Source organism: Phenylobacterium sp. (genome assembly GCF_030651185.1).
GTDB lineage: Bacteria > Pseudomonadota > Alphaproteobacteria > Caulobacterales > Caulobacteraceae > Phenylobacterium.
Map to the genome: position 1 here is coordinate 24,516 of NZ_JAUSCJ010000032.1, position 17,261 is coordinate 41,776.

At 68.1% G+C, this 17,261-nt stretch carries 18 protein-coding genes and 1 tRNA gene; 11 read left to right on the plus strand and 8 right to left on the minus strand.

The features are described from left to right. Positions 1-4: 4 nt before the first annotated feature. The gene (locus tag Q7J39_RS15870) at positions 5-781 is read right to left on the minus strand and encodes an enoyl-CoA hydratase/isomerase family protein (protein ID WP_304827225.1); all 777 of its coding nucleotides are present in this window, start codon (positions 779-781) and stop codon (positions 5-7) included. Beyond that, a complete protein-coding gene (locus tag Q7J39_RS15875; RefSeq protein WP_304827228.1) occupies positions 778-1,944 on the minus strand; it encodes an acyl-CoA dehydrogenase family protein in 1,167 nt (388 codons plus the stop codon). Before Q7J39_RS15875 ends, Q7J39_RS15870 begins: the two co-directional genes overlap by 4 nt. A gap of 173 nt (positions 1,945-2,117) precedes the next feature. Between Q7J39_RS15875 and Q7J39_RS15880 the strand changes: the two genes are divergently transcribed. Both Q7J39_RS15880 and Q7J39_RS15885 read left to right on the plus strand, forming a co-directional pair. After that, complete coding sequence (locus tag Q7J39_RS15880; RefSeq protein WP_304827231.1) at positions 2,118-3,332, plus strand: CaiB/BaiF CoA-transferase family protein; 1,215 nt, start codon at positions 2,118-2,120, stop codon at positions 3,330-3,332. Then, positions 3,332-3,880, plus strand: a complete 549-nt coding sequence (locus Q7J39_RS15885; protein WP_304827234.1) for a hypothetical protein — start codon at positions 3,332-3,334, stop codon at positions 3,878-3,880. The genes Q7J39_RS15880 and Q7J39_RS15885 overlap by 1 nt, the downstream gene beginning before the upstream one ends. Here Q7J39_RS15885 and Q7J39_RS15890 read toward each other — a convergent pair. From Q7J39_RS15890 to Q7J39_RS15900, 3 genes are all read right to left on the minus strand, one after another. Beyond that, positions 3,877-4,290, minus strand: coding sequence for a Zn-ribbon domain-containing OB-fold protein (locus tag Q7J39_RS15890; RefSeq protein ID WP_304827238.1), 414 nt, complete (start codon positions 4,288-4,290; stop codon positions 3,877-3,879). The two genes, Q7J39_RS15885 and Q7J39_RS15890, sit on opposite strands and share 4 nt — an antisense overlap. A gap of 1 nt (position 4,291) precedes the next feature. Next, positions 4,292-5,476: a thiolase domain-containing protein gene (locus tag Q7J39_RS15895; protein WP_304827241.1), complete on the minus strand. Its 1,185-nt coding sequence runs from the start codon at positions 5,474-5,476 to the stop codon at positions 4,292-4,294. Between the two features lie 189 nt (positions 5,477-5,665). Beyond that, a complete protein-coding gene (locus Q7J39_RS15900) occupies positions 5,666-7,147 on the minus strand; it encodes an AMP-binding protein (protein ID WP_304827244.1) in 1,482 nt (493 codons plus the stop codon). A gap of 204 nt (positions 7,148-7,351) precedes the next feature. Here Q7J39_RS15900 and Q7J39_RS15905 point away from each other — a divergent pair, with 204 nt between their 5' ends. The 3 genes from Q7J39_RS15905 to Q7J39_RS15915 all read left to right on the plus strand — a co-directional run bounded on the left by Q7J39_RS15905 (position 7,352) and on the right by Q7J39_RS15915 (position 9,582). Then, on the plus strand, positions 7,352-8,902 hold the full coding sequence (locus tag Q7J39_RS15905; RefSeq protein WP_304827247.1) for a class I adenylate-forming enzyme family protein: 1,551 nt from the start codon (positions 7,352-7,354) through the stop codon (positions 8,900-8,902). Beyond that, a complete protein-coding gene (gene rraA / locus Q7J39_RS15910; protein ID WP_304827250.1) occupies positions 8,899-9,396 on the plus strand; it encodes a ribonuclease E activity regulator RraA in 498 nt (165 codons plus the stop codon). The genes Q7J39_RS15905 and rraA overlap by 4 nt, the downstream gene beginning before the upstream one ends. A 96-nt stretch (positions 9,397-9,492) precedes the next feature. Continuing rightward, positions 9,493-9,582: transfer RNA gene (locus Q7J39_RS15915), tRNA-Ser, on the plus strand. A gap of 14 nt (positions 9,583-9,596) precedes the next feature. Here the strand turns inward: Q7J39_RS15915 and Q7J39_RS15920 are convergent. Together Q7J39_RS15920 and Q7J39_RS15925 are read right to left on the minus strand one after the other, a co-directional pair. After that, on the minus strand, positions 9,597-10,046 hold the full coding sequence (locus Q7J39_RS15920) for a hypothetical protein (RefSeq protein WP_304827253.1): 450 nt from the start codon (positions 10,044-10,046) through the stop codon (positions 9,597-9,599). Beyond that, positions 10,036-10,461: a hypothetical protein gene (locus Q7J39_RS15925; RefSeq protein ID WP_304827257.1), complete on the minus strand. Its 426-nt coding sequence runs from the start codon at positions 10,459-10,461 to the stop codon at positions 10,036-10,038. The genes Q7J39_RS15920 and Q7J39_RS15925 overlap by 11 nt, the downstream gene beginning before the upstream one ends. A 176-nt stretch (positions 10,462-10,637) precedes the next feature. On the opposite strand from Q7J39_RS15925, the gene Q7J39_RS15930 reads away from it, so the two are divergent. Then, positions 10,638-11,210, plus strand: a complete 573-nt coding sequence (locus Q7J39_RS15930) for a TetR/AcrR family transcriptional regulator (RefSeq protein ID WP_304827260.1) — start codon at positions 10,638-10,640, stop codon at positions 11,208-11,210. Positions 11,211-11,226: 16 nt separating this feature from the next. Then, complete coding sequence (locus Q7J39_RS15935; RefSeq protein WP_304827263.1) at positions 11,227-11,613, plus strand: VOC family protein; 387 nt, start codon at positions 11,227-11,229, stop codon at positions 11,611-11,613. A 2-nt stretch (positions 11,614-11,615) separates the two neighbouring features. On the opposite strand, the gene mnmH is transcribed toward Q7J39_RS15935, so the two are convergent. Further along, entirely contained in the window at positions 11,616-12,677 is a 1,062-nt protein-coding gene (mnmH, locus tag Q7J39_RS15940; RefSeq protein ID WP_304827266.1) for a tRNA 2-selenouridine(34) synthase MnmH, read from the minus strand. 101 nt (positions 12,678-12,778) lie between these two features. Between mnmH and selD the strand changes: the two genes are divergently transcribed. From selD to Q7J39_RS15960, 4 genes are read left to right on the plus strand one after another with little or no spacing between them, the layout of a single operon-like run. Beyond that, on the plus strand, positions 12,779-13,834 hold the full coding sequence (gene selD, locus Q7J39_RS15945) for a selenide, water dikinase SelD (RefSeq protein WP_304827269.1): 1,056 nt from the start codon (positions 12,779-12,781) through the stop codon (positions 13,832-13,834). An 11-nt stretch (positions 13,835-13,845) separates the two neighbouring features. Further along, the gene (locus Q7J39_RS15950) at positions 13,846-14,979 is read left to right on the plus strand and encodes a cysteine desulfurase family protein (protein WP_304827272.1); all 1,134 of its coding nucleotides are present in this window, start codon (positions 13,846-13,848) and stop codon (positions 14,977-14,979) included. Positions 14,980-15,030: 51 nt separating this feature from the next. After that, on the plus strand, positions 15,031-16,305 hold the full coding sequence (locus tag Q7J39_RS15955) for a serine hydrolase (RefSeq protein WP_304827275.1): 1,275 nt from the start codon (positions 15,031-15,033) through the stop codon (positions 16,303-16,305). Next, complete coding sequence (locus Q7J39_RS15960) at positions 16,302-17,231, plus strand: DUF6454 family protein (RefSeq protein WP_304827278.1); 930 nt, start codon at positions 16,302-16,304, stop codon at positions 17,229-17,231. The genes Q7J39_RS15955 and Q7J39_RS15960 overlap by 4 nt, the downstream gene beginning before the upstream one ends. The last annotated feature ends 30 nt before the right edge of the window (positions 17,232-17,261 follow it).

The following is a 17,261-nucleotide window of genomic DNA, read 5'->3' on the forward strand; positions in this document are numbered from 1 at the left end:
CGCTTCAGTGGCCGGTGAAATTGCCGACCCGGCGCTCGGACACCGCCTTCACACCCTCGGCATAGTCGTCGGTGGCCCGCAGGATGGTCTGTTGATCGTGCTCGTGCATGGTCTGGGCGCGGACCGCGGCGGCGAGGTCGCCGCGCAGGGTCTTGCGGGTGGCGACCACGGCCAGGGGCGCGTTCTCGGCGATCTCCTGGGCTAGCCGGCCGGCGGCGGCGCGCAGGTCAGAGAGCGGTGCGATCTCATCCACCAGGCCCCAGGCGAGCGCGTCCTCGGCCTTCACCCGCCGGCCGGTCAGGAACATCAAGTTGGCGCGGTGCTGGCCGATCAGGCGGGGCAGGGTGTGGGTCAGGCCAAAGCCCGGATGGAAGCCCAGCTTGACGAAGTTGGCGGTGAACCGCGCCTCGGGCGCCGCCACGCGGAAGTCGCCGACCAGGGCCAGGCCCAGGCCAGCCCCCACCGCCGCGCCCTGCACGGCCACCACGATCGGGGTCTCGATGGCATAGAGCCGCACGGCCTGGTCATAGAGGCTGCCGATGCCGCCCATGCCTGATCCCGCTATCCCATCGCTGGCCACCAGGTCGGCGCCGGCGCAGAAGGCCTTGCCTGCCGAGCAAAGGACAACCGCGCGGGTCTTGCCGTCGCCGTCGAGGGTCTCGAGCGCATCGGCGAGGTCCTTCATCAGCTCCACGGAGACGTGGTTGAAGGGCGGTCGGTCGATTTCCACGGTCGCCACGTGGCCATCATGGGTGAGCTTCAGGTGGTCATAGCTGCTCATCGTCTGGTTCCCATCAGGTTGCGGGCGACCACCATGCGGTGGACTTCGGAGGGGCCGTCATAGATCCGCATGTTGCGTACCAGCGATGCCATCAGCTGCAAGGGCATTTCCTTGGTCATGCCCATTGCGCCAAAGCATTGCATGGCGTTGTCGATGACCTCCCAGGCCATCTCTGTGGCGAACACCTTGACCATGGAGATCTCACTTCGCACGTCGCGGCCCTGGTCGAGCTTGGCGGCGCAGTCATAGGTCATCAGCCGGGCGGCGTGAATCTTGATGGCCGCGTCGGCCGCCCACCACTGCACCGCCTGGCGGTCCGAGAGTGGCTGGCCGAAGGTCACCCGCTGCGGCGCGTACTCGCACATCATGTCCAGGGCCCGCTGCGCCAGGCCGATGCACCAGGCGGCCATCTCCATCCGCCGCGTTCCCAGCCGCACCTGCATGGGGGCGAACCCCTGGCCCTCGGTCCCCAGCAGCTTCCAGCCCGGCACCCGGCAATCCTCCAGGGCCACCTCATAGGTCATGGCCCCGCCGATCATCGGGATCTTGCGCAGCACCTTGAAGCCCGGATTGTCGCCATCGACGAGGAAGGCGCTCATCCCACCCCGCGCGCCCTTCTCCTTGTCGGTCACCGCCATGACGATGGTGAAGTCGGCCTCGGCGGCCCGGCTCGTCCAGATCTTTCTTCCGTCGATGATCCAGTCGTCGCCGTCACGGACGGCCTTGGTGATCATGCCGGCGGGATCGGCGCCGGCGCCCGGCTCGGAGATGCCGATGGCGCTGATGGTCTGGCCGCGCACATAGGGGGCGAGATAGGCCTCGCGCTGGCGCTCGGTCACCGTGGCCATCAGCATCCGCAGGTTCGGGCTGTCCGGCGGCAGCGTGTAGGGGGTGACCGTCGAGCCCAGGGCCTCGTTCACCGCCACCAGGGCCACCTGCGGCAGGTCCGAGCCACCGACGTCCTCGGGCGCGTCTAGGCCCCACAGACCCAGGCGCTTGGAGACCACGTCGATCTTCTCGCGTTCTTCGGTGGTCAGGCCGACCCCCTTGCCCTGCGCCTCGCGCTCCAGGACTGCGCTCTCCAGGGGCATCAGCTCGTCGCGGACGAACTTCTGCGCCAGGTCCTTGAGCATCCGGTGCTCTTCGGAAAGTTCGAAGTCCATGGTCCGCCCTCAATGCCTGTTGATCCGGCCTTGGCTCGAATTAGTCGGGTTGCCGCGCCGGACGGCAAGCGCCGCTTGAAAATTCCTTGGCCCGGCGCCCCCGCGTGACCCCTTGCGTCCGCCCCGGCTTCAATGATCTTCCAGGACCAAGAGACGACCGGGAGGGACGCGACGTGACCGAGACCATGAAGTTGGCGGACAAGGCCACCGGACCGCTGGCGGGCATCCGCATTCTCGACCTCACCAGCGTGGTGTTCGGCGCCTACGCGACTCAGATGCTGGGCGACCAGGGGGCGGAGGTCATCAAGCTGGAGGACCCCGGCTCCGGGCGCGGCGACGGCGGTGACATCATGCGCTGGGCCGGCCACGTGCCGGAGGGGGCGTCGCGCGATCTGGGACCCATCTTCCTGACCATCAACCGCAACAAACGCTCGGTCCTGATGGACATGCGCGACCCGGCCTCCCGGCCTTTGCTGGAAGCCCTGATCAAGAGCTGCGACGTCTTCGCCGTCTCGGTGCGCTATGAGGGGCTCAAGCGCCTGGGCCTGGCCTATGAGGATGTGAAGGCCCTGCGCCCCGACGTCGTCTATGTCCACGCCTCGGGCTACGGCTCGGATGGCCCCTATGCCGGGGAGCCGGCCTATGATGACCTGATCCAGTCGGCCTCGGGCCTGGCCGACCTGCTGCCCCGCACCGATGGGAATCCGACCCCGCGCATCCTGCCGACCCTGGTGGCCGACAAGGTCTCGGGCCTGTTCATGTGTCAGGCGATCACGGCCGGCCTGCTGCATAAGGAACGCACCGGCCAGGGCCAGTTCATCGAGGTGCCGATGCTGGAATGCGTCACCAGCTTCACCCTGGTGGAGCACCTCTATGACCACACCTTCGAGCCGCCCACCGGCCAATGGGCCTATCAGCGGGTGGCCAATCCGAACCGCAAGCCTTACCAGACCAAGGACGGCTACATCGGCCTGCTGCCCTATACGGACAAGCAGTGGGACCAGTTCTTCGCCGCCGCCGGCATGGCCGAGACCTTCGGCAAGGACGAACGCTTTTCCGACTATGCCACCCGCGCCAAGCACATCGGCGAGCTGTACGGCCTAGTGGGCGAGGTCACCCAGACCAAGACCACCCAGGAGTGGCTGGATCTGCTGAAACCCCTGTCGATCCCCATTGTGAAGACCGCGCGCCTGGACGACCTGCCCGACGATCCGCACCTCAAGGCCGTGGGCTTCTTCGAGCGCTATGACCACCCGCACGCCGGGCCCTACAACGCCATGAAGCCGCCCGTGAAGTTCACCGGCTCGCCGTCCAACATCCGCCGCCACGCCCCGCGCCTGGGCGAGGACACCGCCGAAGTCACCGCCGAGATGCTCAAGGACGCCTGATGCGGATCGCGGTGGTCGGTAGTTCCGGCTCGGGTAAGTCGACCCTGGCCAAGCGCCTGGGCGCCGTCCTGGGCCTGCCCGCCATCGAGCTGGACGCGATCAACTGGCGGCCCGGCTGGAAGGCGCTGAGCGCGGACGATCCGAAAGCCTTCAAGGAGGAGGTAGCCGCCGCGGTCGCCGCCGAGGCCTGGATCACCGACGGCAATTACAGCGCGGTTCTGCCGGTCATCCTGACGCGCGCCACCCATGTCGTCTGGCTGGACTACGAACGGCCGGTGATCATGTGGCGGGTCATCACCCGCTCGTTCCGGCGGGCCTGGACGCAGCAGGAACTGTGGCCTGGGACCAGCAATCGCGAGACCTTCGCCCAGTGGCGCGATCCCGACCATCCGGTGCTTTGGGCCTGGCGCACCTTCCACACCCGGCGGGCGCGCTACGAGGAGGCCTTCGCCAACCCGCGCCTGGCGCACTTACGTGTCGCGCGCCTGCGTCATCCCCGCGAAGCCGAGCCGCTGGTCCAGCGGCTCGGTCGCGAGGCGACAGGTTAGACCGGCGAGAACACCGGGACGGGCGGGCCACCCTCGGTGGCCTGGAACTTCACCTTCACCTTCTGACCGATGGCCAGCTTGGAGAGGTCGCAGTCCACGAAGTTGGTCAGCACCGCCGGGCCCTCGTTGAGGGTGACGTAGCCGATGGCGTAGGGGCCGGTCGGCGAGCGGTGCATGGTGGAGTAGGTGTAGATCACCCCTTCGCCCGGGCTCTCTTCCCAGACGGTGTCGTCGGAGAAACAGAAGGGGCAAAGCGCGCGCGGATACCAGTGCGGCTCGTTGCAGGCGTTGCAGCGCTTGATCAGGAACTTGCCCTGTTCGGCAGCGTCCCAGAAGGGCTTGCTCTCGATGGTCACGGCCGGGGCCGGGATCTTGCGGCCCTCGGCCGGCTTGTCTTGAACGTCGCTCATCTTAAGCCTCCCGTTCCATGATGACGGTGCCCGCGCCGTGGCGGGTGCCCAGCGATCCGCCCGTGCCGTGGGCCAGCGCCAGGTCGCAGTTGGGGACCTGGACCTTGGGGTGGGCCTCGCCGCGCAGCTGACGCACCGCCTCGATCACCTTGGTGATGCCGCCCCGGTTGGTGGGGTGGTTGTTGCAGAGGCCGCCGCCGTCGGTGTTGAAGGGCAGCTTGCCGACGCCGGAGATCAGGTTGCCGTCGGAGACGAACTTTCCGCCCTCGCCCTTCTTGCAGAAGCCGAGGTCCTCAAGCTGCATCAGCACCGTGATGGTGAAGCTGTCGTAGATCGAGGCGTACTTCATGTCCTGAGGGGTGACGCCCGCCTCCTCGAAGGCGATAGGCCCCGACCACAGGGCGCCGGAGTGGGTGAGGTCCAGGTCCTTGCCGCCGCGCGGACCCTTGGGGGCCTCGCCGGCGCCGATCACCTTCACCAGGGGCCGCTTCAGGCTGCGGGCGACTTCCGGGCTAGTGACGATCAGGGCGCCGCCGCCGTCGGTGACGACGCAGCAGTCCAGCAGGTGCAGCGGGTCGGAGATCATCCGGGAGTTCACCACCTGCTCGACGGTGACCACGTCCTTCAGGAAGGCGTGCTCGTTGTACTGGGCGTGGTGGCTGGCGGCGACCTTGATCCAGGCGAGCTGCTCGCTGGTGGTGCCGTACTCATACATGTGACGCATGGCGCACATGCCGTAGGTGTTGTGGGTCGAGCCGCCGTAGATGTTCTCGAAACCGGCCTCGGGCGGACCGTCGGTCAACTGGCCGGGACGCCCGCCGCCGCCGGGGAAGAACTTGTTCTGGCGCGGACGGCCGGCCAGCGTGATCAGCGCCACGGTGCACTTGCCCGCCGCGATTGCCTGGGCCGCGTGGCCGACATGCAGCAGGTAGGACGAGCCGCCGGTCTCGGTGGAGTCCATATGACGGACGTTCTTCAGGCCCATGTAATCGACCATGGACATGGCCCCGAAGCCGGGGGCGTCGCCGGCGCAGAAGTAGCCGTCGATGTCGTCCTTGGTGAGGCCCGCGTCGGCCAGGGCGCCCTTGGCGCACTCGGCGTGCAGCTGCGGCGTCGACTTGTCGGGAGCGTCCCGGGTGGGGTGCTCATAGGCCCCCATGATGTAGGCCTTGCCCTTAATACTCATCGATCCCCTTCCTCAAATTCGTCTCTTAATGAATGGCGGTTGGCTTAGCCCGGCCCACCCCGAGTGTCATCCCGCATGCAGCGCCTAAGGCGCGGAAGTGCGGGACCAATAGACACCGATCTCTCCGGCAAGACCGGTGCGTCTGGGTCCCGGACAAGCGCTGCGCGTTTTCCGGGATGACAGCTCGAGCTAGGCCGGCTGGCCTTCCTTCAGCTTGGCGATGCGGGCGTCGCGCAGGGCGGTGCGGCGCACCTTGCCGGCGTCGTCGCGCAGCGGCTCATCCACGAACTCGTAGGTGCGCGGCTGCTTGTAGGTCACCAGCTTGGTCTTCAGGTATTCGCGAAGCGCAGCCTCGTCGCCGACGCCTCGGGTCTGGACGATGGCGTGGATCTTGGCGCCCAGGTCGTCGTCGGGGATGCCGATGACGGCGACGGACTGGACGCTGTCATGCTCCTCCAGGGCCGCCTCGATCTCGGCGGGATAGACGTTGGAACCCCCCACCAGGATCATGTCGGTGCGGCGGTCGGCCAGGTAGAGATAGCCGTCCTCGTCGAACCAGCCGATGTCTCCCAGGCTCTCCCAGCCGCCCGGCAGCACCTTGGCCGTCGCCCCGCGATACTGGTAGCTGGGCGCCATGCCCTCGGGGCGGCGCATGTAGATCTCGCCGATCTCGCGAGGCGGCAGCTTCTCACCATTATCGTCGAAGGCGACCATCTCGCCCATGCGGACCTTACCCACCGAGCCCCGGTGCTCCAGCCATTCGGTCCCGGAGATCACGGTGGAGGCCTGGGCCTCGGTGCCGGCATAGAGCTCCTGGATCACCTCGCCGCCCAGCCAGTGAATGAAGGCCTCCTTCAGCCAGGGTGGGCAGGGCGCCGCCAGGTGCCAAAGGGTCTTCAGGGACGACAGGTCGTACTTGGTGCGGACCTCCTCGGGCAGGTGCCAGATGCGGTTCATCATGGTGGGGACCATGTAGATCCAGGTGGCTTTGCGCTTCTCGATCTCCGCCAGCGTGCCTTCGGGATCGAAGCGCGGCAGGACGATCAGGTGCGCGCCCAGGTTCAGCACGCTCATCATCATGCCAAAGCCGGCGTTGTGATAGAGCGGCGCGGGCAGGACGGCGATGGACGCAGACGTCAGTTGCCAGCCGCCGACCGCCGGCGTCTCCTTGGTCGTCACGCCAGGCTGGCCGGCCAGGATCAGCTTGGGCCGGCCGGTGGAGCCGCCGGAGGTGGGCGCCTTCGAGATCGGCGAGGTGGCGTCGGGCAGGTCGCTGCCGTCGTCGCTCTTGGCCAGCAGGTCGGCGACCTTCAGCAGCGGGCGGTCGATCTTGGCGTCGAACTCGGCGATCACCACCGGCGTTTGAGCCAGCTCCATGATGGCCTCCAACTCAGCCTGCGGCAGGCGGAAGGCCACCGGCTGCGGCGTCGCGCCGATCTTCCACATGGCCCAGCAGGCGACGGCGAAGTCCGTGGAGTTGGGCAGGCCCAGGGTCACCAGGTCGCCGTGCTTCACGCCATAGGCCAGCAGGCCGCGGGCGGCGCGGTTGGTCAGCCTGTGGAACTCGCCATAGGACAGCGTGGTGTCGCCGCAGGTCACCGCGGGCGCGTCGGGCTGGGATTGCGCGAAGGCCTTGAGCTTCGCGCCGAGGGAAATCATCTCGTCGGCCATAATTATGTGTCGTCCCAAATGAATTCGGCCCGATTGAATTTCGGGCGCCGCATGAAGAGGTATGGGCCCTGCCTATGCTGCGGGGTCGCGATCAGTTTCCCTCGCGGAAGATCGTTTCGGCAAGCGCCATATTCGGTTGGCGGAGCCCGAGCCGAGTGGCTATGACGACGCGATAAAATTTGAGCATTGGGTAGGGAGCCGTCGATGTCCGTCGAACAGATGCTGAGTCAGGATTTCGGGACGCTGGCCGAGGTGATCGGCGAGCAGGCCAAGGAGCGCCCGGACAAGCCCGCCCTGGTGGACGCCAAGTCCACCATGACCTACGGCCAGCTGGACGCTTTCATGGACCGCATGGCGGCTGCTCTGCAGCGCGAAGGCGTGGAGAACGCGGGCGTCGCCGCGGTCTGCGCCACCAGCTCGGTGGAATATGGCGCGACCTTCTTCGGCATCCTGCGGGCCGGCGCCGCCGTCGCGCCCCTGGCCCCGTCCTCCACCCCCGAAGGCTTGGTGGGGATGCTCAAGGACTGCGGGGCCAAGGTCTTCTTCCTCGACAAGGGCGTGTCCGACGCGCTCGCCGGCGTCGCCGACCAGATCACCGCCCAGCGGGTCGCCCTGGACGGCTCTGACGCCGGTATCCCCCTGACGCAATGGCTGGCGCCTGAGGGCGCCAAGCCCAAGCCGGTGACCGTCACCCCGCAGCAGGCCTTCAACATCATCTATTCGTCGGGCACCACCGGCACGCCCAAGGGCATCGTCCAGCCGCATCAGATGCGCTGGGGCCAGATCCGGCGCGGCGTCTACCGCGAGGACGCGGTGACCATGATCTCCACCCCGCTCTATTCGAACACCACCCTGGTCTCCTACCTGCCCACGATCTCCAATGGCGGCACGGCGGTGCTGATGCCCAAGTTCGACGCCGAGCAGTTCCTGAAGCTCAGCCAGCAGCACCGCGCCACCCACGCCATGCTGGTGCCGGTGCAGTACCGCCGGCTGATGGAGCGGCCGGACTTCGACAGCTATGATCTCTCCAGCTACGTGATGAAGTTCTCCACCAGCGCGCCCTTCGCCGCGGCCCTGAAGGCCGACGTGCTGAAGCGCTGGCCCGGCGGCCTGATCGAATATTACGGCATGACCGAGGGCGGCGGCTCCTGCGGCCTGGCGGCCCATGAGTTCCCCGACAAGCTGCACACCGTCGGCCGGCCCCTGCCGGGCCACGACATCCGGCTGATCGACGAGGACCTCAAGGAGGTGCCACAGGGCAAGATCGGCGAGGTGGTGGGCCGCTCGGGCGCTATGATGGTCGGCTACCACAACCAGCCGGGTAAGACCTCGGAGGCCGAGTGGTACAGCCCTGAAGGCCTTCGCTACATCCGCACCGGCGACGTCGGCGTGTTCGACGCCGACGGCTTCCTGACGCTCATGGACCGCAAGAAGGACATGATCATCTCCGGCGGCTTCAACATCTATCCCTCCGACCTGGAGGCCGAGATCATCCAGCACCCGGACGTGCTGGAGGCCGCCGTGGTGGGGGTCAATTCCGACAAGTGGGGCGAGACCCCGGTCGGCTTCATCGCTCTGAAGCCCGGCGCCAAGGTCACCGCCGAGGCGCTGAAGGCCTGGGTCAACGGCCGGCTGGGCAAGACCCAGCGCCTGGCCGACCTGCTGCTGGTGGACAGCCTGCCCCGCAGCCACATCGGCAAGGTGCTGAAACGCGAACTGCGCGACGAGTACAAAGGCGTGGCGCTGACCGCATGAACAATCCCGCCCAGAAGCCCGCCAAGAGCGTCGCCGACCTCTGCGACGACCATGAGGACGAGGTCGAGGTCTGCCTCGTCCAGTTCCGCGACTACGGCGGCCGCAAGGCCTTCTCCGGCCCCATCCGCACCGTCCGCTGCCGGGAGGACAATTCCCTGGTGAAGGCGACGCTCGCCGAACCCGGCGAGGGCTGCGTCCTGGTGGTGGATGGCGGCGGCTCGTTGGCCAAGGCCCTGGTGGGGGACGTGCTCGCGGCCGATGGGGTGAAGAACGGCTGGGCCGGCATCCTCGTCTACGGCGCCGTGCGTGACACCCCGATCCTGGCGACCCTGGATATCGGCATCAAGGCCCTGGGCTCGGTGCCGATCCGCAGCGTCAAGCGCGGCGACGGCGTGGTCGATACGCCGGTGGCCTTCGGCGGCGTGGTCTTCCTGCCCGGCGACGTGCTGCATGCCGACGAGGACGGCGTCGTGGTCCTCCCCGCAGAGGACTGAAAAGTCGCGCTTACGCGGGCTTGCGCCGCCGGGGCCGTATGAGTAGGTTCCGCCCTCGCTCGGCGGGCCCCCTCACGGGAGCCTCCAGACGGCTCCGGAGAGGTGGCTGAGTGGTCGAAAGCACCGCACTCGAAATGCGGCGTACCTTTACCGGTACCGTGGGTTCGAATCCCACCCTCTCCGCCACGCATTGCCGGCCTCTAGGCAGGCGTCGGGTCGCCTGATGAGAATGAGAAATCGACGAGCCTCATGCTTCGGCCGTCGCCATTGGCTCCCGTCAACCTGAGGCGCCGCCAGACCGTGCTCAGGCAAATCGTGGCGGTGAGCCACGCATCCTTGGGAATGTAGAGCGTGGCCTCCAGGCCAGCGCCGGGAAGCTCTCCCGCCCGATCATATATGTCGCCGATGTGGAGCGGCTCACTTCGACTGAAGTGCCAGCTCTCCAGTTGGTCTACCCAGATGCGCATCCGGCGGTCGGCCAAGCCTTCCGGCGCAAGCACACGTCCCTCGATCTCGATCATACGAGCGTAGATCAGGCCGCCTTGAAAACGGTGCGCCTTTGGGACCGATGGCGGGCAAGGCATGAGGCCGAGCCCGCCGTCAACGCCACGCAACTCGATCAGAAAATCTTGGCGGGCGTCAGTCAGCATTCGCCCAGGCTTCCAGGTTTGGGTGAATGCCAGCATCGAAGAAGTAGGCAGAAACCTTCGCGCCGTCCGTCTTGATCTGGATGTGCTTCCACCTCGACGCCAAAGACGTGGCCGTGGTTGCGATCGCCGCCGCGGGCAATATCAGCGTCGCCTCAAAATCGAAGTCGGAACCCTCTGGACGCGCCGTAAGTTCGCCCACGTGCTGCTGGCCCCCTCGCCCGAACCGGACGTTCGGGCCAAACGGCGACAGGGTCACCTTGATGTCCTTGCCGCGGTGCTCGCGGGGCGCGCGTACGCGGCCGTGGAGGTTGAAGTCGCGGCCATAGTCCAAGGCTAGGGATCGCGCCTTCGACCGAGTCACCGCCTGGTTCGTCGCAACGTGCAGGGTCCAATCCCAAGCCAGGATATCGATCATCAGTCGGCCGTCGAAGAAGCTCGGATCTGTGGCCGCGTTGGGAGGGCGTACATCTGACACAGCACAAAGATGTACATGTTTTGTTCTAGTCGATCAAGCCTGAGCTGGCGGGCCATTCCCGCTTGACAATGACCGTTGGTCAGTAATTAATGACCTATGGTCATTAGGTGGAGTTGATGGGCAAGCCGTTGCGTCGCCGTCTCAAGCCAGAGGCGCGGAAACTGGAAATCGTCGAGGCTGCCGAGCGCCTCCTGCAGGCGGGCGGCGCGCGGGTGCGGGTGGAGGACGTGGTCCGCGAGGCCGGCGTCGCGAAGGGCACCTTCTTCCTCTACTTCCCGACCCTGGACGATCTGCTGGCCACGATCCGTACACGGATCGTGTCGGAATTCGACACGGTCAATCCGCTGCCTACCGAGGTCGACGGGCCGGTGGACTGGCCAGAACTCGTCGAGTCTCAGGCCCTGGCCTTCATCGAGTTCACCCTGTCGCGCCGGGGGATCGGCGAGGCGGTGTTCCACTCCGATTTCGCCGAACGCCGGCCCTTGGCCGACCATGCCATTCATCGGCTGACGGCGGTGATCCGCGCGGGTCAGGAGGCCGAGGCCTTCGGGCCGGTCGATCCCGAGCCCACGGCCCGCCTGCTGTACGCCTCCATCCACGAGGCCGCCGACGCGGTCGCAGCGGGCGTGGAGCGGATGGCCATGCAGGCGGCGCTGCAGAGCCTGCTTCGACGCACCCTCTCCCCATAACCTCAGGAGGAAGACCATGACCGACACCACAGTGATTGTGCGCTATATCGTCAGTGACGTTCAGAAATCGACCGACTGGTACGTCAACCACTTCGGCTTCAGCCGTCTCCCCAACGCCTCGCCGGCCTTCGCGGCGGTGGAGCGTGGCCCCCTCCGACTGCTGCTGAGCGGCGCCGGCAGTTCCGCGGCGCGGCCGATGCCCGACGGGCGCCAGCCTGCGCCCGGTGGTTGGAACCGTATCCAGTTTCTGTTCGAGGATCTGGCGGCCGAGGTCGAACGCCTGCGCGGGCAGGGCGTGACGTTCCGCAATGAGATTCTCACCGGGCCTGGAGGCTCGCAAATCCTGGCGGAAGATCCTTCGGACAACCTCGTCGAGCTGTTCCAGCCTGCGGCGTGGGGCTGATCTCACAGACCCGAGACGAGGCCCGCCACCCGGTCGGCGATGGCGGACTGGTTGGCCTCGTCCAGGGCGTCCGCCGCGATCTGCGCGAGGGCCGGGCGTCCATCCTTGCGGCGCCCGCGCGCATAGGCGGGATCGTAGTGAAGCTCCATCAGGGCGGACGCCAGGGTTTCGAAATCGCCCGCGCCGATCAACCCACGCCAGGCCTCCAGCCGGGCCGGTGACGGCGGGATCGGCAGACGGGCGAAGGCCGCCTCCAGGCGCTCGGTGTCGGCGATGATGTCGGCATAGGCGCTGACCAGGTATCTGGCCCGCGCGGCGCGCGGCGCCACGATCTCGATCCGCGGGGCCGCCTGCATGGCGCGCCAGACCGCCGGCGGCGTCATGCGATCACCAATCTTGCTGGACTCCGCCTCCACGACGACGGGGCGTGACGGATCGAAGGCCTTCAGCGCGGTGAGCAGCCGGGATTCAAACATCTTCTGGCTGGGCTGCTGGCGGCCCGCCAACCCCCCGAACAGCGAGCCGCGATGGCCGGCCAGGTCCTCAAGGTCGAGCATCTGAAGACCGCGCTCGGCGAGCCGGGCGAGGATTTCGGTCTTGGCCGAGCCAGTGTCCCCGTCGAGCAGCACGAACCGCACGGGACAGGTCTGTTCATAGAGCTCGTCCTGCACTTGCCGCCGGTAGGTGCGATAGCCGCCGTGCAGCACGGCTGTGGGCCATCCCACCCTTTGCAGGATCGTCGCCATGGCGTTGGAGCGGTTGCCGCCTCGCCAGCAGTAGATCAGCGGGCGGGTGGTGGGAGACCAGTCCGCCATCGCCGTGCGCAGGTGGTGGGCGATGTTCTCGGCGACATAGGCCGCGCCGAGGCGGTTGGCGCGGAACCGCGATTCCTGGACATAGATCGTGCCCACCTCGGCGCGCTGTGCGTCGTCCAGAACCGGCAGGTTGCGGGCGCGCGGCATGTGATCCTCGGCGAACTCGCCGGGGCTGCGCACGTCGATGATCACGTCGAAGGCGGCGGTGGTGTCCGCGTCGGCCGTCTGAACCATCTGGATCGGCTGCATCTAGGCAAGTGCCTTCATCATCTGTCTGATCGTCATGGGGTTGGCTGCGGAGACGATGCTAAGTACCCGCTTGTTCCCTTGATGGCGCGTGCGGAGACCAGATGCCAGACCCCGTTCGATTGACCTCGCTCGCGCACGGCGGCGGCTGCGGCTGCAAGATCGCCCCCGCCGTGCTCCGCGAGATTCTCGCCCAGATGCCCGCCGCCCAGGCCTTTCCGAACCTGATGGTCGGGACCGAGACCTCGGACGACGCCGCCGTCTGGCGGCTGAACGACAGCCAGGCCCTGGTGGCCACCACCGACTTCTTCATGCCGGTGGTCGACGACCCCTTCGACTTCGGCCGCATCGCGGCGACCAATGCGCTCTCGGACGTCTACGCCATGGGCGCGACCCCGATCTTCGCGCTGGCGATCGTCGGCATGCCCATCGACAAGCTGTCGCCGGCCACCATCGGATCGATCCTGGCCGGTGGCGCCTCGGTCTGTGCGGCGGCCGGCGTGCCCGTGGCGGGCGGCCATTCCATCGACAGCGTCGAGCCGATCTACGGGCTGGTGGCCCTCGGCCTGGTGCATCCTGATCGGGTCCTCACCAACCGCACGGCGCGCGACGGCGATGTCCTGATCCTGACCAAGGCGCTGGGCGTGGGTGTGCTCAGCGCCGCCTTCAAGCAGGAGCGTCTGACGCCGCAGGGCTACGCCGCCCTCATCGCCACGACCACTCAGCTCAACACCGTGGGCGCCACCCTGGCCGACCAGCCCGGCGTCCACGCGGTGACCGACGTCACCGGCTTCGGGCTGCTCGGTCATGCCCTTGAACTGTGCCGGGGCGCCGATCTGACCGCCGAGATCTTCGCCGACGGGCCGGCCGTGCTGGAGGGCGTGGAAGCTCTGGCGATGGCCGACGTTCGCACGGGCGCGGCGGTGCGAAACTGGGCCAGCTACGGCGCTTCGGTCGCCCTGCCGGCGGGCCTGGCCGCCTGGCGCAAGGATCTCCTGTGCGATCCGCAGACCAGTGGCGGCCTGCTCATCGCGGTGGCGGCCGCCGAGGCCGACGGGCTGCTGGCCAAGCTGTCCGCCCAGGGTTTCCCGGCGTCGCGGGTGGTGGGCCGTCTCCTGCGGGGCCCCCCGGAGATCCGTGTCGTCAGCGGACCCGCATGAGGCCTCCCGGCATGGACCGCATCTATCTCGACTTCAACGCCAGCACCCCTGTCGATCCCCGGGTCTCGGCGGTCATGCGGCCGCTGCTGGACACCGCCTACGGCAACCCGTCCAGCGCCCATTGGGCCGGGCAGCCGGCGCGCGACGCCGTCGAACGGGCCCGCGCCCAGGTCTCCAATCTGCTGGGGGCCGAGCCCGACGAGATCGTCTTCACCAGCGGCGGGAGCGAGGCCAACAACCTGGCCCTCAAGGGCGTGTTCTTCGCCAACCGGGATCGGGGCGAGCACATCATCACCAGCGCCGCGGAGCACCCGGCCGTTCTTGAGGTCTGCGCCTTCCTGGAGCGGTTGGGCGGCCAGGTGACCTACCTTCCGGTGGATCGCCAGGGCCGGGTCGATCCAGATGATCTCGCCGGGGCGATCACGCCGCGCACCATCCTGGTCACCCTCATGCACGCCAACAATGAGACCGGGACCCTGCAGCCCATCGCGGCCTGCGCCAGGATCGCGCGGGACCGTGGGGTGCTCTTCCATACCGATGCCGCCCAGTCGGTCGGCAAGGTGGCGACGGACCAGCTCGGCGTCGACCTGCTGACCATCGCCGGCCACAAGCTCTACGCGCCCAAGGGGGTCGGGGCGCTCTATGTCCGGCGCGGTGTGGCGATGGAGCCCTTGATCCACGGCGCCGGCCATGAAGCCGGTCGCCGCGCCGGGACCGAGAGCGCGTTGCTGGCGGCGGCGCTCGGCGAAGCCTGCGCGCTAGCGGCCGACCTGGCGCCGATGCGCCGCGTCCAGGAGCTGCGGGACGCCTTGTGGTCGGGTTTGCAGACCCGGTTCGGGACCCGCGTGGCGCTGAACGGCCACCCGGAGCATCGGCTGCCCAACACGCTGAACGTCGGCTTCGTGGGCCGGGTCGGCGCTGAGATCCTCGCGCTCATTCCGGAGGTGGCCGCGTCCACCGGCTCGGCCTGCCACGCGGGCATGGTGGAGCTGTCCCCGACGCTCCGGGCCATGGGCGTGCCGCCCGAGGTCGGGATGGGGGCCATCCGCTTCAGTCTCGGCCGAAGCACGACGCCGGGCGAGATCGACGCCGTGCTCGACCGCCTGACGAACGCCCTGGGCCAGGCGTCCCAACTGGGCGCCTGACGCCGCGCGGCAAGTCGGGTAACTTCGGTCTGGGTTGGGGAGATTGAGCCGATGCGCCGTTGGATCCTGCTCGGGGCCGCCACGGTCCTGGTGCTGGCGGTCTGGACCGCGGTCTTCGTGGCCGGGACTCTGGAGGGTTGGTGGCGCCAGCCGCTGGCGGCGCGAGGCGACACGCGCGCCTTCGCCGCGGCCGCCGACCAGATGATCGCGCGGGAGTCCACCGGCAACCTGGCCCTGTCCCTGATCGAGGGGGGGCGGCCTGTGCATGAGCGCTTCGCCTCGGCCGGCGCGCAGGTGGATCGCGACACCCTGTTTCAGGTGGCCTCGCTCAGCAAGTGGATCACCGCCCTGGGAGTGATGACCCTGGTGGACGCCGGCCGCATTGATCTCGACGCGCCGGTGGACACCTATCTCAAGCGCTGGAAGCTGCCGGCCAGCGCGTTCGACAACCGTGAGGTCACGGTGCGGCGGGTGCTGAGCCATACGGCCGGCCTGACCGACGGCCTCGGCTATATGGGGTTCGAGCCCGGCAAGCCGGTCCAGCCCCTGGTCTCGTCTCTGAGCCGCGCCGTCGACGCCTCGCCCGGCGCTAAAGGTGAGGTGAAGGTGGGCCAGCAACCTGGCGCCGCATGGAAATATTCCGGCGGCGGCTACGCCCTGATGCAGTTGCTGATCGAGGACGTCACCGGCGAGCCCTTCGCGGCCTATATGCGCCACGCGGTCCTGGACCCGCTGGGCATGACCCGGTCCACCTATGTGCTGTCGCCGCCGTGGCCCGCCAATGTCGCGGAAATCTATGGGCCCGGCGGCAAGAAGGCGATCCACTATCGATTCACGGCGACGAGCGCGGCATCGCTCTATACCTCCGCCGCCGACCTCACCCGTCTCATCGCCGCCCAGCGGCAAGGCCCCGACGGCGCCCCGGCGGGCCGAGGCGTCCTCAAGCCCGGAACCTTGGCGGAGATGCGTCGCCCGCACGCCGCGCAGTACGGCGCCGACATCTGGGGCCTGGGCCTGGTGCTCTACGCGCCCAACGGCGTCGGCGACTTCATCGTCGGTCACGATGGCAACAACTTCCCGGCCATCAACACCGCGGCGCGGTTCGATCCGGCCAGCGGGGACGGTATCGTGGTGCTGGAGACCGGAGACGACCTGCTAGCGACCCGGCTCGCTGGCGAATGGGTGTTCTGGCGCACCGGCAAGGTGGACAACCTGATGGTGCTGATGGAGGTCAAACAGACCCTGTTGGTCCTGGCCGTCGGCTCGGGCGTGATCTTGCTGGGCGCCGGGATCATCGGCTGGCGGTTGCGCAGGCGCCGTCGGTGAGGCCCGGGTGTCTGCGGCGCCTCGCCCTGCTGCTCGCCGCCGCGGCCAGCTTGCTCGGCGGGCCAGTGCTTGCCGCGCCCAGCTTGGCTGACCGGCTGATCCAGATCGACCGGTCCACGGCCTGGACCCAGACGGCCTTGATCCCCGTGGCTTTTGCCACCTTCCACCCGCAGGGGATGGTCAAGATCGGCTCGGAATTCTTCGTCTCCTCCGTGGAGATCAAACAATACCCGGCGCGCCGCGCCGGGGGGCCGGGGGGCCGCAGTCCGGGCGCGGGGGTCGGGCATCTGTTCCGCATGTCGGCGGACGGCGCGCTGCTGGGGGATCTGGTGCTGGGGGAGGGGGACGCCTATCACCCCGGCGGTATCGACTTCGACGGGCAGAATATCTGGGTCAGCGTGGCGGAGTACCGGCCCGACAGCGCGACCATCGTCTACCGCGTCGACCCGGGCGCCCTGAAGGCTACAGAGGTGCTGCGGGTCGCCGACCATATCGGGGCGGTGGCCTATGATCCCAAGACCCGAACCTTGCACGGCGTCTCCTGGGGCGGGCGGCGGTTTTATGCCTGGAAGCTGAAGCCCGGCGGCAGGGCCTCGGCGCCCAAGGTGGTGCGCAACCCGTCCAGCTACATCGACTACCAGGGTTGCCGCTATCTGGGCGACCGCCGGATGCTGTGCGCGGGCCTGGCGGACTACCGCTCGCCCAAGGGCGGGAGCCTGTCCCTGGGCGGGCTGGAGATCCTCGACCTGCGCGACTATCGGCCAGTCTGGCAGGCGCCGGTCGCGCTCTGGTCGCCCTCCGGGCGGGCCATGACTCAGAACCCGGTCTTCGTGGAGACTGTCGCCACCGGTGTCAGGGCCTGGTTCATGCCCGACGATGACCGCTCGACCCTGTTCGCCTACGAGGCGGCGGCCCTGGCAAATTGATCCAGCGCATGGCGCGCCGGCGGGGGCGGG